Raw genomic sequence first — 12,863 nt, 5'->3', positions numbered from 1 at the left:
GCGCGCTTGGGGCTGCGACGACCCGGCCCGGGCCCTAGGGTGAGCATTCGCACCTAAGTGGGAGGCGCCAGGCCGGAATGGACGGACTGCTGCTCGAAGGGCTGCCCTGGCTCACCCGGCCGCTCCAGCTTCTCCGTGGCGAGCAGAAGGCCCTGGTGGTCCAGGATGCAACCACTGCCCGGCTGCTGGCCGACCTGATCAGCGGGCTCGAGGAGCCTCCGCCAGAGGCGAGGATCGACTGCAGTGGCGAGGTCAGGCTGGTACCGGCCGAGGGTGGCCTGCTCCCCCACCTCACTGTCCTCGGCAACGTGGTCCACGGGCATACCGTCACCCACCGGGTGACCCGGCGAGCAGCAGAGGACGAGAGCCGCGTCACCGCCGCCCGCTGTGGACTGGACGACGTCCTGGACCGCTACCCGCACGAAATCACCCCTGGTCGACGCCGCCTGGCCGGAGTGGCTCGCGCACTTCGGGCCCACCCTGCCGCGATCGTGCTGGAAGACGCTGCGGGCCTGCCGACCTGGGGATCGCTCCTACGCTTCGACAACCCGGAGCTGTGGTTCCCGGCGCTGCTACTCATCACCACCTACCCAGCGCGTACTACGGGATTCCAGCATGCCGACTAGCCGCCGAGCCTTCCTCGGGGCCTCCGCCGCCCTCCTGGCCGCAAGCTGCTCCGGTACGCCGGACGCCCTCGGCCTGCGTCGTAGCGTGCGGGTCGCCGTGAGCTGGAGCGGCCAGGAACTGCGTGCCTTCCATTCGGTCCTCGACAACCTCGGGCGGCTCGACTATCCGGTAGAGGTCGTACCGCTCGGCGACGACATCTCCACGGCCTTCGGACCACGCTCCGCCCGTCGCCCCGACCTGGTGATGCTCCCTCAGCCCGGACTCGTCGCGGAGCACCGGAGCGACCTGGAATCGATGCCCGACGACCTGGCCGGCAGAGGCCGCGCCCTGCTCTGGGACGAGCTTCTGGTCGCCGACGGTACGACGTACGGGCTGCCGTTCAAGACAGCGAACAAGTCAGCGGTCTGGTACCGGCCCTCGGTGCTGGAGAAGGCGGGACTGGAGCCGCCCACCCAGTGGAGCGAATGGCTCAACGTGAACCGCTCACTGGCGGCCTCCGGCATCCGCCCGCTGGCACTGGCTGCTGGAGACGGCTGGGTGCTCACGGACTTCCTGGAGAACGTCTTGCTGGGTTCCTCACCGTCCACCTACCAGGCACTGGCAACTGCGGCACACCCCCGGCTCTCTGAGCAACCGGCGTTCGCTGCGGCGCTACGGCTGCTGGGGACGATGTGGTCAGCACCCGGCGTCCTGGCGGGCGGTGTCGAGCGGTCGCTGGTGCAGCAGTTCCCCGACGCGATCGTCGAGGTTTTCGGGCACCGCCGGGCGGCCATGGTCCTCGCGTCGGACTTCGCCGAGCCCGTGGTGCGTTCCTTCGCCGCGAACCCCGGTGATATCGCCATGTTCACCTTCCCGCCGATGTCGCCCGGTACTGCGGCCCCGGTGGTGGTCGGTGGCGACGTCATGGTGCTGCCGAAGCCGGCCGGCGACGATGCTCGCGACCTCGTCCGCCGACTGGCCGCACCCGCAGCTGTTGACCCATGGATCGCGGCAGGCGGCTTCCTGGCCGATGGGCGCACCACTGGCTACTCCCCTGAGCTCACGCGACTGGCGAAGCAGTTGGTCACGCCCACGGCGTCGCTGCAGTTCGACTTGTCCGACCGGCTCGGGCGGCTCGGTGACATCAACGGGCTGTGGCGGGTGTTGACCGGTTTCCTGGTGCGGATCGGCGGGCGCGGGAGCGACGTCGTACCGGATGCGACCGAAGCGGCACTGGCCGAGCTGAAGAAGGTGGAGAGCTGATGGGGCTGCAGAGCAACGGCCTGTCACTCGAGATCGTCGGGCGGGAGATCAGCGGCCGCCCGGTGCCCGGCAAACCGCGGCGGCCGTTGGGGCCTTATCTGCTGGGCCTTCCGGCGTTGCTGCTGAGCTGCCTGCTGCTCGTCCCGATCGGCGTGACCGTGGTGGCGGCCTTCCGGCGGCCGGACGGCTCCTTCGGGCTGGCGAACTTCGCGGTGATGGGCGACCCGGCCGCATTACATGCCGTAGGCAACAGCCTTGCCTGGATCGCGGTGGCGCTGGCGCTGGTCGTGGTCGGCTTCCTGCTGGCGCTGGTCAGCTACCGGCTGCCGGGGTTGTCGACGTTTCTCCAACCAGCGTTGGTGATTCCGTTCGCCGTCTCGGTGCTGGTGTCGGGGGTGACGTTCCGGCTGATCTTCGACGCGACCCCTGAGCGCGGCACGGTCACCGCGGTCTGGACCAAACTGTTCGGCTCCAGCCCGGTCTGGCTGGGACCCGGACTGTTCTGGCTGGTGCTGGTTTCCGCGTTCGGCTGGACCTGGCTCGGGTACGTCGTGTCGCTGTTCCGCGCTGGGCTGGAGGCGATTCCGGACGACGTGAGCCGGACGTTGACGGCGGAGGGCGTCACCGGATGGCGCCGGCTGCTCGCGTTGGAGCTGCCGCTGCTCAGGCCGATCACTGGGGTGGTGACGCTGACGCTGGTCATCGCGGCCGTGCGGGTCTTCGACCTGGTGCTCATAGTCGTCCCCGGGCCGATGCAGGGCGACGCAGACGTGCTTGGCCTCAACTGGTGGCGAGCGGCCGGTACCGGTGAACCTGCCGGCCGTACTGCGGCGCTCGGGGTGGTGTTGTTCGCCATCGTGGCGGCGGTGGCGGTGATCGGCGTACGCGGGTTGCGGCGGCGTCGATGGGCGATGCCGGTCCGGGTGGTTCGGGCTGATCCCGCGGTGGGACGGTCGCGGCCCAGTAAGCGAGTGCGGCGGATCGGGTGGACGGTCGGGTTCGCAGTGGGCTTGTTCTGGATCCTGCCGGCCGTCGTACTGGTGGCTACTGCGCTGCACTCGCCACGTGAAGCCGGCTTGCGCGGGTGGTGGTCGCTTGACGGCATCGGGCTCGAGTCCTTTGCGGCTGCTGCCAATGCAGGGCTGCTGCGGGCACTGCTGTCGACTGTGCTGATCTCCACGATCGCCACTGCGGTACTGCTGGTGATTGCCGTTCCTACTGCGTATCTGGTGGCTTGGGGCGGGCTGCCGCACTGGCTGGGTCGGCTGGTGACTTCATCCTTCGTGGTGCTGGCTGTGACGCCGGTGCAGATGTACGCCGCTCCGCTGCGGGACGCGATCGGCTCGGCCGGCTTGGCCGGGTCTCGGGTCGCGTTGGCCTTGGTGCATGCGGCTGCTGGGTTGCCGTTCGCCGTACTGCTGCTGCGGTCGGCTTTTGCTTCAGCGCCACCGGTGCTGGTGGCAGAGGCGTTGCAGGGGCCGGCGCGGCAGAGCGCAGTACTGGCTACTGTCCAGCGGACGTATCGGCCTGCTCTGGTTGCTGTTGCCGTGTTGGAGTTCGCTCTGGTGTGGAACGACTTCATCGTCGGCTTCCTGATCAGTGGCCCCGGTACGACGCCGTTGTCGCTGGTGTTGTGGGGAGAGGCCCGGCAGTTCTCGGCAGCCAGCGGGACTGTGGCTGCTGCGGCTGTGGTGGCTTCTGTTGTGCCGGTGGTGTTGCTGTTGTCGTTCTGGCCGACTGTGGTGCGCGGGCTGACGGTGGGGAGCAAGCCGTGACCTCCAGCGAGCCGGAGAAGCCCGGCAAGCAGGAGCGGCGGCGGGGAGACATCCTCGGGATCAGTGCGCTGGCGGCGGCGCTGCTGTCGGGACTGGCGGGCGACAAGCTGTCGCAGAGCATCGACAGCACCGGCTGGATCAAGGTGGCCGGCATCAGTCTGACGATCGTGCTGGCGCTGATCTGGGCGGTCTACAACGCACCGGTCGGGCTGCGGCGCTACCGGCGGTGGCGGGCGGGGACTGCAGGAGAGGCGGGCGAGCTGCATCGTGCTGCGGAGGAAGTCGAGCAGTGGTCGGTGTCTCTCGGATCGGATGCCGGCGGGTTGGCGGCAGCGGAGTGGTTCCAGCAGAACGAGCCGCGACTGCGGGAGCTGCTGGCAACGGAGAAGGCTGAGGACGACAGCGCTGACGACCTGGCTCGCATCTGCGACGCGTTGGAGACCTGGTACCTACGGCGGCACGACAGGCCGGCACTGCTGAAGCTCAGCGAGCTACTGGCTGCGGTAGCCGAGGGATGCGGCCGGCGCGAACTGACCGAGCTGGCTGCGGCGCGGGCGGCTACGGCGTACAGGCTGATGGGTGACTTGGAGACAGCCAGCACTCGGCTGGGACACTCCGACAACGTGGCGACGCACGGCCGGACCGCGGCGGCGCTGGTCACGCGCCGGCATGTCGAGCGGGCGTTGCTGCACTTCGCCCGGGCGGAACAGATGCCTGCCGGCGGCGACCGGGACGAGGTCGTGCAGAACGCGCGGGAACATCTGGACGACGCACGCCTGCACCGGCCGGGGCCTGACCTCGCCGGCGAGGTCGCGATCCAGCTCAACCTGGCGATCACGCACCTCTACCAACAGGACCCCGAAGGCGCCCTGGACCAGCTACGCCCGGCCGCTGCCCGTGCATCGGTCGCCGGGGACGGCAGTGCCCACGCGCACGCCCTCGAACTGACCGGCATCGCCGCTTGGATGCAGCGAAGCCCGCAAGAAGCCAAACGCTGGTGGCAACAAGCCGAACACCTCTATGCCGAAGTCGACGAGCCCGAAGGCCGAGCCCGTTGCCTCCAGCACCTGGGCTCCGCCGAGGTCGTCGCCAACCGCCTCGACAACGCCCGCGCGTACCTGGAACAAAGCGCGGCCCTCCGAGGTGACACCCCCACCCACCCGCTCCTCACCCGCTATCTGAAAGCAGCCCGCGACTCCATCGACCCACCCACCACCCTCGACGAGTCCCCGCACCGAACCCCCAAGAACTGGCTCCACCGCCTCCTGACCCGCCTCCTCCACCGCTAACAGCTCCTCCACCGCCCGCTGACCCACCTCACCCACCTCACCCACCTCCCCACCACCAGCAACCTCCCCCACCGCCCGCTGACCCACCTCACCCACCACCTGCTGACCCACTTCCTCCACCGCCCGGCCTCCTCCACCGACCGCACCGCCGTCCACCATCTCGCCGACCATCCGCAAGACAGCACCACCTCCCCGAACCCCCGACTTCTCCTCACCTGTGGACGAGGAAATCAGGATTGTCGGCGGGGTGAATTAGGTTGGCGGCATGGTGAAGGCAACGGGGTCGACCAGGTCCAAGGCGGGGAAGTCACCGTTCGCGTGCAGCGAGTGCGGGTGGACGACGCCGCGGTGGATCGGGCGGTGTGGTGAGTGCCAGGCGTGGGGCACGGTGGCGGAGGTCGGGGCGCCGAAGGCTGCCCGGATCACCGCGGGTCCGGTGTCCTCGCCGGCGATGCCGATCGCCAAGGTGTCCGCGGTGGAGGCGGAGTCCCGGCCGACCGGCATCGGCGAGCTCGACCGGGTGCTCGGCGGTGGCGTCGTGCCCGGCGCGGTGATCCTGCTGGCAGGTGAGCCGGGCGTCGGCAAGTCGACGTTGCTGCTGGAGGTCGCGGCGCAATCGGCTCGGCGCGGGCATCGCACGCTGTATGTCTCGGGAGAGGAGTCGGCTGCTCAGGTCCGGCTGCGTGCGGGGCGCACGGACGCGTTGGTCGACGAGCTGTTCCTCGCCGCCGAGACCGATCTCGGTGCCGTCGTGGGTCAGGTGGACGCGGTCGATCCGACCTTCCTGGTGATCGACTCGGTGCAGACGATGGCGCACCCCGAGGTGGACGGCGCTCCCGGCGGCGTCACCCAGGTCCGCGAGGTGACCGGTGCGCTGGTCCGGCTGGCCAAGGAGCGCAACATCGCGGTCGTGCTGGTCGGCCACGTGACCAAGGACGGCGCGATCGCCGGCCCGCGGATGCTCGAGCACCTGGTCGACGTGGTGCTCGCCTTCGACGGCGACCGGCACTCCGGCTTCCGGATGGTGCGCGCGACCAAGAACCGGTTCGGCCCCTCCGACGAGGTCGGCTGCTTCGACATGGTCGACACCGGCATCATCGAGGTGAGCGACCCGTCCGGCCTGTTCGTCTCGGAGCACGCCGAGCCGGTCGCGGGCACCTGCGTGACGGTGATGATGGAGGGACGGCGGCCGCTGCTGGCCGAAGTACAGGCTCTGGTCGGCCCGTCGGCCGCGCCCCAGCCGCGGCGTACGACGTCCGGGCTGGAGTCGCAGCGGGTCGCGATGGTGCTCGCCGTGCTCGGCAACCGCGCGGGGCTGAAGCTGACCGACCAGGAGGTCTACGTCGCGACCGTCGGCGGCGTGAAGATCACCGAACCGGTCGCCGACCTCGCGGTCGCCATCTCGGTCGCCTCGTCGGTGATGGACAAGCCGATCCACCCTGGCCTGATCGCGATCGGCGAGGTCGGCCTGGCCGGCGAGGTCCGCCGCGTCGGCGGCCTGGAGAAGCGCCTCGCCGAGGCAGCCCGGCTGGGCTTCACCAAGGCGATCATTCCCGCCGACGTCCCGAACCGCTCGAAGGACTCCAAGCCGATGGACATGCAGGCCAAGTACGGTCTGCGCACCTTCGCCGCCGGCGACATCCGCGCCGCTCTGAGTGCCGCCGGCCTGGCCTGACCTCAGACCAGGGCGTGGCGGAGCAGGACCACTCGGTCGTCCAGCGGGCGGGACTCGACCAGCGTCGCGGTACGGCGGGGCAGTCCCTCGGGGAAGAGGCGTTTGCCACCGCCCAGGACGACCGGGTGAACGACGATGTGGCGCTCGTCCAGCAGCCCCAGTTGCTCCACCGACGTCGCGAGCGCGGCCCCACCGGTCAGCAGCAGATTGCCGCCGGGCTGCTGCTTGAGGTCTGCGAGCGCCTCGGCCGAGTCGATGACCGTGGTGTTCCAGCCGGCCTTCTCCAGCGTGGTCGAGACGACGAGCTTCGCGGTCTCCCGCCAGATCGGCGCGAACGCGAGGTCGTGCGGGTGGTCCGACATCGACTCCGCCTGCGGCCAGAAGCCCGACATCATCTCCCAGACCACGCGGCCGTAGAGGAACGTGTCGGTGCCCTCGTTCAACTGACTCCCGTACGCCGACAGTTCCGGGCTCATCACCGGCCAGTCGAACGCCCCGTCCGGGCCCTCGATGAAGCCGTCGAGCGAGGTGTGGACGAAGTGGATGATCTTGCGCATGAGAGCTCCTGGGTGGCTGGGTTCCGGCTGCTTGTCAGCCACTGGTCGGAGCCGGCTGGACGACTTTGACATCGCCTCGCGAGCGGTCGCGGCTGTGTTCCGGACCACAGCCGCGACAGTACGCAGTACAGGGGGTGAGACGGGTGTCTACCGGCCGGTACGCCGGAACGTACTCTGGATCCGCCCCCATTACCGCGGCCTTCGACCCCAGGCCGCTTCCCGACTGCAGGAGCACGCGAGATGACCGGTTCCAGAGTTGTCGCCCTCGGCCACTACCAGCCCGAGCGGGTGCTCACCAACGCCGAGCTGTCCACCATGGTGGAGACCAACGACGAGTGGATCCAGAGCCGGGTCGGAATCAGGGAGCGCCGGATCGCGGCGCCGGACGAGCAGGTCGACGAGATGGCGTGGCGGGCCGCCGAGAAGGCGATCGCGAACTCGGGTCTCGACATCGCCGAGATCGACCTGGTCGTGGTCGCGACCTGTACGGCGATCGACCGGTCGCCGAACATCGCCGCCCGGGTGGCCGCCCGGCTCGGCCTCGGCAGCCCGGCCACGCTCGACGTGAACACCGCCTGCTCCGGTTTCAGCCACGCGCTCGCGACGGCCGACCACGCGATCCGCGCGGGCGCCGCGACCAAGGCGCTGGTGATCGGCGTCGAGAAGCTGAGCGACTTCACCGACTGGACCGACCGCACCACCTGCGTGCTGATCGGCGACGGCGCCGGCGCGGCCGTCCTGGTCGCCACCGACGAGCCCGAGATCGGGCCGGTCGTGTGGGGTTCGGTGCCGGAGATGTCCGACGCGGTCCGGATCGAGGGCCGCGACGGCAAGTTCGCCCAGGAGGGGCAGAGCGTCTTCCGCTGGACCACCACCCAGTTGCCGGTGATCGCCCGGCAGGTCTGCGAGAAGGGTGGCGTGACGCCGGAGGAGCTCGGCGGCGTGGTCCTGCATCAGGCCAACCTGCGGATCATCGAGCCGCTGGCCAAGCGCCTCGGCGCGGTCAACGCGGTGATCGCCCGCGACGTGGTCGAGTCGGGCAACACCTCGGCCGCCAGCATCCCGATCGCCTTGTCCAAGCTGGTCGAGCGGCGCGAGATCCCGGCCGGCGCGCCGGTCCTGCTCTTCGGTTTCGGCGGTGGGCTGTCCTATGCCGGCCAGATCATCCGCTGCCCGTAGTACGCCGTGGGCCCAGCTGCTTCAGAGCGTTGGACCCTGGAGCTGCCAGCCTTGACCCCATGAGTCAGTTCGAGTTGGAGACGCGGTACCAGTTGCACTCGCCGGGCGGCGCGGTGCGGCTGGCGGCGTACCGCAGCGCGGCGTACTCGACGGTGGTCGGGCTGTTCGTACTGCTCGCCACCGGCTGGCTGGACCGCAGGATCATCAGGTCGGGCCCGGCCGGGGTCACGCAGGACCAGCTGGACCGGACCGGACTCGACCTCTATCTGAGCCAATGGCCGGTCCTGATCCTGTACGTCGCCGCGCTCGTGCTGGCCGCTGTTCGGCCACCGCAGCACTGGACCACGCTGGTCGCCGCCGGAACCGGGTTGGTGATCGTTCTGGCCACGTTGCCACTCGCGATCGACGACCACACCACCGGCGACACGCGGTACGACGACACTTGGTCTCCGGTGATCGGCGTGGTGATCGTGCTCTGGCTGGCCCTCGGCGGAATCGCCTTCCTGGCCCGTCGAGCGGCCCGCTGACGCTCAGTTCGCGGCTGCACGGACCCCCTGCACGATGCGATGCACGTGCGTTTGCAAACGCGACCCGATCGCCGTAGTCCGCCGGGCCCCGATTGCCGGTGCGCCGGTCACAGCACGCCTGTTCGCCGCATAGACTCAGTGACCGTGGCCCCCAATTCCGACAAGAACAGCACCAACGCCCGGATGCGTGCGACTCTCGCCGCGGTGGCGCCTGGTACCGAACTGCGTGAAGGCCTGGAACGAATCCTGCGGGGCCGTACCGGCGCCCTGCTGGTCCTCGGACAGGACAAGGTGGTCGACTCCATCTCGACCGGTGGGTTCGAGATCGAGGTGGAGTTCACCGCCACCGGTCTGCGCGAGCTCAGCAAGATGGACGGCGCGATCATCCTCGACCGCGACATGAGCCGGATGCTGCGCGCCGCCGTGCACCTGATGCCCGACCCGTCGATCCACACCGAGGAGACCGGCACCCGGCACCGCACCGCCGACCGGGTCGCCCGGCAGACCGGCTTCCCGGTCATCTCGGTCTCCCAGTCGATGCACATCATCGCGCTGTACGTCGACGACCAGCGCTACGTGCTGGAGGACTCCGGCGCCATCCTGTCCCGCGCGAACCAGGCGCTGGCCACCCTGGAGCGCTACAAGCTGCGCCTCGACGAGGTCTCCGGCACGCTGTCCGCGCTGGAGATCGAGGACCTGGTGACGGTCCGCGACGTCGCCGCCGTGGCCCAGCGGCTGGAGATGGTCCGCCGGATCGCGACCGAGATCGACGGGTACGTCGTCGAGCTCGGCACCGACGGCCGGCTGCTCACCCTGCAGCTCAACGAACTGGTCGCGGGTGTCGCCGGCGAGCGCGAGCTCGTCGTCCGGGACTACCTGCCGCCCGCCGCGGGCCGCCGTCCGAAGACCGCCGACGACGTCCTGCTGGAGCTCGACGCCGTCAGCCCGACCGACCTGCTCGACATCGGCCAGGTCGCGAGAGCCCTGCAGCTCGGTGGCGCCGAGCAGCTGGACGCCGCGGTCACCCCGCGCGGCTACCGCCTGCTGGCCAAGGTGCCGCGCCTGCCCGGTGCGGTGATCGACCGGCTGATCGAGCACTTCGGCCACCTGCAGAAGTTGCTGGCAGCAAGTATCGACGACCTGCAGACGGTCGACGGCGTCGGCGAGAACCGCGCCCGGACCGTTCGCGAGGGCCTGTCCCGGCTGGCCGAGTCGAGCATCCTCGAACGCTACGTCTGAGCACCACCCCGTACTCCGAAGAGCTAGACGATCGTGAAGGCCTGCGCGGTCGAGGCGCGTCCGTCGTAGACCGCCTTGACCACATAGGTTCCGGGCTTGGCCTGCAGCTGTCCCGGCAGGCAGCCCGGACGCGAACGGCGGCCGTTCCAGGCCACGGTCGCCGTGGACTGCTTGCCCTTGGCAAGGACCAGGGTGGCCCGCGGGATCGACTTCTCACAGTCCTCGGTGGACCAGATCTGGTCCACGCCCGAGGTGATCGTCAGCGACAGCTCGGTCGGGTCGACCGCCGCCTTGCACTCGTCGCGGACGGCGCTCAACTGGATCACCAGGTTCAGCGAGTTGCCCGAGGCGAGGGTCCGGCTGACCGGTACGACGTCGATGCTGACGTCGTCACCCGAACACTTCACGTCCTTGGGGGTCGCCGGGCTCTCCGGCGTCTTCGTCGGCTCCGAAGTCTTCGTGGTCCTGCCGGATCCGGCGGTCCGGCCGGGGGTCGGCGTCGAAGTCGGCGCCACCGTCGGTCCGCCGGCGGGATTCTGTCCAGGGTCCGTGGCCGCGGAGTTCTTCGGATCGCCGCCGCCACCGATCACCCGTACCAGGATGATCACCAGCGCCAGCACCACGACGACGACGAGTGCCCGCCGGACCCAGTACACACTGGGAGGCAGATGCCCGACCGGTCGGAGCAGGCTGCTCATGCTCGCACCTTAGTGTCAGGATTGTGCTCGACATGTCAGACTCGCCGCTCCCCCGCACATCAGCCGCCGCAGCAGGCTCAGCAGCAGCCCTGCACGGGCCCATCCTCGACTGGTACGCCGCCAACGCGCGCACGCTGCCGTGGCGGGAGCCGGATGCCGGCGCCTGGGCGGTGATGGTCAGCGAGTTCATGCTGCAGCAGACACCGGTCGCGCGAGTGCTACCGGCGTACGAGGTGTGGATGCGGCGGTGGCCGAAGCCGGGCGACCTGGCCGCAGAGGCGCCAGGTGAGGCTGTGCGGGCCTGGGACCGGCTGGGGTACCCACGGCGCGCGCTGCGGCTCCACGCGGCGGCCAAGGCGATCGTGGAGGAGCACGGCGGCGTAGTACCGGATGACCATGCGGCACTACTGGCTCTGCCGGGTGTGGGGACGTATACGGCGGCTGCGATCGCGTCGTTCGCCTACGGGCAGCGGCACGCGGTGGTGGACACCAACGTGCGGCGAGTCTTCGCCCGGGCGCTCACCGGGGCGGCACAGCCGACTATCTCGCCGACTGCTGCTGACCTGCGGCTTGCTGTCTCCGCGCTCCCCGACGACGAGCCCACTGCCGCGCGCTGGGCGGTGGCGACGATGGAGTTGGGTGCACTCGTCTGTACGGCCCGCAGCCCGCGCTGCTCCGAGTGCCCGATCAGCAGCAACTGCGCCTGGGTGCTGGCCGGCAGTCCGCCGTACGACGGACCGCCGCGCAAGGGCCAGACCTACGAAGGCACAGACCGCCAGGTGCGGGGCCGCCTCCTCGCCGTACTGCGTGCGGCACCCGGCCCGGTCGCCAAAAGTGAACTCGACGCCTGCTGGCCCGAGCCGATCCAACGCGAACGAGCACTGGACGGACTGGTCGCCGACGGCCTGGTGGACCCGGTGGCCGACAACAGCTACCGCCTCCCGGCCTGACGACCTCCCGGGAACACGAAACGTCCGAAGAGCCGGAGCTGCTTCGGACGTCGGGTGGAACCCGGACGGCTTCAGCCGAACCAGGTGGTGCCGATGGCCGGCCCGGAGTCGGGCCGGCCTCAGCGGGTGGTGATCAGTTCTTCTTGCTGCTGTTCGCGGTCGCCTCGTCGGCGTCGTCGGTGAGCAGATCCAGCGGCATCGCCGGGCTGCCGGACAACGTGGCCAGCATCTGCCGGACGTTGGTCAGCTGCGCGTTGATGCTGTCGCGACGCTGGGTCGCGGCGGCGAGCTCACGCTCGGACTCGGCCCGGATCCGCTCGGACTTGTCCTTCGCGGCCGCGACGATCTCCTGCGCCTGACGGTTGGCGTCGGCCAGCTGCTGCTGGGCCAGGCGCTCCGCCTCGGAGCGGGACCGGTCGGCCTCGCGCTGCACCTGGGCCGCACGGTCGGTGACCGCCGCCAGCTGCTGCTCGGCCAGTGCGGTGCGAGCCGCGAACTCCTGCTCGACCTTGCCCCGGCGCTCGGCCAGCGTGGTCTCGAAGGCAGCTGCCGCCTGGGCGGACTTGGCGCGCTCCTGCTCGTACAGCGCCTGGGCCTCGCTGCGGCGCGCGGTGGCGTCGCGCTCGGCCTCGTCGCGCATGTCGTCGGCCTGCGTCCGGGCCTCTTCGAGGATGCGGGCAGCCTCGGCGTCGACCTCGCTCTTCCAGTCCAGGGAGTACTGCTCGGCCTCCTTGCGGACCTTCTTGGCGTGCACGTCGGCGTCGGCGACGATCGCGTCGGCGTCGGTCCGGGCCCGGGTGACCAGGTCACGGGCCTCGTCGTCGGCCAGCGACAGGATCTTCGCCACCCGCTCACCGAACTCGGTGAAGGTCGGCGTGCGGTCCTTGTTGTCCTCCTGGGCGGTGATGACGGCCGACTCGGCCGCGTCCGTCCGGGACTGCAGCTCCTGGACGTGGCGCTGCAGCTGCTCCGACTGCTGCTGCAGTGCGGTCAGCGAGGTGGTCAGCTCACGAACGTGCTGGTCCACCTGGGCAGGCTCATAGCCACGCAGAACGGTGCGGAACGGGGTTGGGGATTCACTGCTCATGTCTTCTGATGCTCACTT

The 12,863-nt window shown here is 69.9% G+C and carries 12 protein-coding genes; 9 read left to right on the top strand and 3 right to left on the bottom strand.

Features of this window, described 5'->3' with window-relative positions; genetic code table 11:
• Positions 1–77 precede the first annotated feature (77 nt).
• From OX958_RS04860 to radA, 5 genes are all read left to right on the top strand, one after another.
• Positions 78–626 (top strand): hypothetical protein, encoded by a 549-nt coding sequence (locus OX958_RS04860; RefSeq protein WP_270135955.1) that lies wholly within the window; start codon positions 78–80, stop codon positions 624–626.
• Positions 616–1,869: an ABC transporter substrate-binding protein gene (locus OX958_RS04855; protein WP_270135954.1), complete on the top strand. Its 1,254-nt coding sequence runs from the start codon at positions 616–618 to the stop codon at positions 1,867–1,869. The genes OX958_RS04860 and OX958_RS04855 overlap by 11 nt, the downstream gene beginning before the upstream one ends.
• Complete coding sequence (locus OX958_RS04850) at positions 1,869–3,644, top strand: sugar ABC transporter permease (RefSeq protein ID WP_270135953.1); 1,776 nt, start codon at positions 1,869–1,871, stop codon at positions 3,642–3,644. The genes OX958_RS04855 and OX958_RS04850 overlap by 1 nt, the downstream gene beginning before the upstream one ends.
• Positions 3,641–4,933, top strand: a complete 1,293-nt coding sequence (locus OX958_RS04845; protein WP_270135952.1) for a hypothetical protein — start codon at positions 3,641–3,643, stop codon at positions 4,931–4,933. The genes OX958_RS04850 and OX958_RS04845 overlap by 4 nt, the downstream gene beginning before the upstream one ends.
• 265 nt (positions 4,934–5,198) lie before the next feature.
• Complete coding sequence (gene radA / locus OX958_RS04840) at positions 5,199–6,608, top strand: DNA repair protein RadA (protein WP_270135951.1); 1,410 nt, start codon at positions 5,199–5,201, stop codon at positions 6,606–6,608.
• A 2-nt stretch (positions 6,609–6,610) separates the two neighbouring features.
• Here radA and OX958_RS04835 read toward each other — a convergent pair whose 3' ends face one another.
• Positions 6,611–7,165 carry a dihydrofolate reductase family protein gene (locus OX958_RS04835; RefSeq protein ID WP_270135950.1) on the bottom strand — a complete coding sequence of 185 codons (555 nt, stop codon included), beginning with the start codon at positions 7,163–7,165 and terminating at the stop codon, positions 6,611–6,613.
• 240 nt (positions 7,166–7,405) lie between these two features.
• Between OX958_RS04835 and OX958_RS04830 the strand changes: the two genes are divergently transcribed.
• The 3 genes from OX958_RS04830 (at position 7,406) to disA (ending at position 10,110) form a co-directional block, all read left to right on the top strand.
• The gene (locus OX958_RS04830) at positions 7,406–8,344 is read left to right on the top strand and encodes a beta-ketoacyl-ACP synthase III (protein WP_270135949.1); all 939 of its coding nucleotides are present in this window, start codon (positions 7,406–7,408) and stop codon (positions 8,342–8,344) included.
• Positions 8,345–8,403: 59 nt separating this feature from the next.
• Positions 8,404–8,871 carry a hypothetical protein gene (locus tag OX958_RS04825; RefSeq protein WP_270135948.1) on the top strand — a complete coding sequence of 156 codons (468 nt, stop codon included), beginning with the start codon at positions 8,404–8,406 and terminating at the stop codon, positions 8,869–8,871.
• Between the two features lie 183 nt (positions 8,872–9,054).
• Complete coding sequence (gene disA, locus OX958_RS04820; RefSeq protein ID WP_026162929.1) at positions 9,055–10,110, top strand: DNA integrity scanning diadenylate cyclase DisA; 1,056 nt, start codon at positions 9,055–9,057, stop codon at positions 10,108–10,110.
• Between the two features lie 23 nt (positions 10,111–10,133).
• Here the strand turns inward: disA and OX958_RS04815 are convergent, their stop codons facing one another.
• Complete coding sequence (locus OX958_RS04815; protein WP_270135947.1) at positions 10,134–10,808, bottom strand: hypothetical protein; 675 nt, start codon at positions 10,806–10,808, stop codon at positions 10,134–10,136.
• A gap of 32 nt (positions 10,809–10,840) precedes the next feature.
• On the opposite strand from OX958_RS04815, the gene OX958_RS04810 reads away from it, so the two are divergent.
• On the top strand, positions 10,841–11,758 hold the full coding sequence (locus OX958_RS04810; protein WP_270135945.1) for an A/G-specific adenine glycosylase: 918 nt from the start codon (positions 10,841–10,843) through the stop codon (positions 11,756–11,758).
• A 133-nt stretch (positions 11,759–11,891) separates the two neighbouring features.
• On the opposite strand, the gene OX958_RS04805 is transcribed toward OX958_RS04810, so the two are convergent.
• A complete protein-coding gene (locus OX958_RS04805; RefSeq protein ID WP_270135943.1) occupies positions 11,892–12,845 on the bottom strand; it encodes a DivIVA domain-containing protein in 954 nt (317 codons plus the stop codon).
• Between the last annotated feature and the right edge of the window lie 18 nt (positions 12,846–12,863).

It is taken from the genome of Kribbella sp. CA-293567 (assembly GCF_027627575.1).
GTDB lineage: Bacteria > Actinomycetota > Actinomycetes > Propionibacteriales > Kribbellaceae > Kribbella.
The sequence above is the reverse complement of the archived record's forward strand: the minus strand, read 5'-3'. Positions and strand labels throughout refer to the sequence as shown.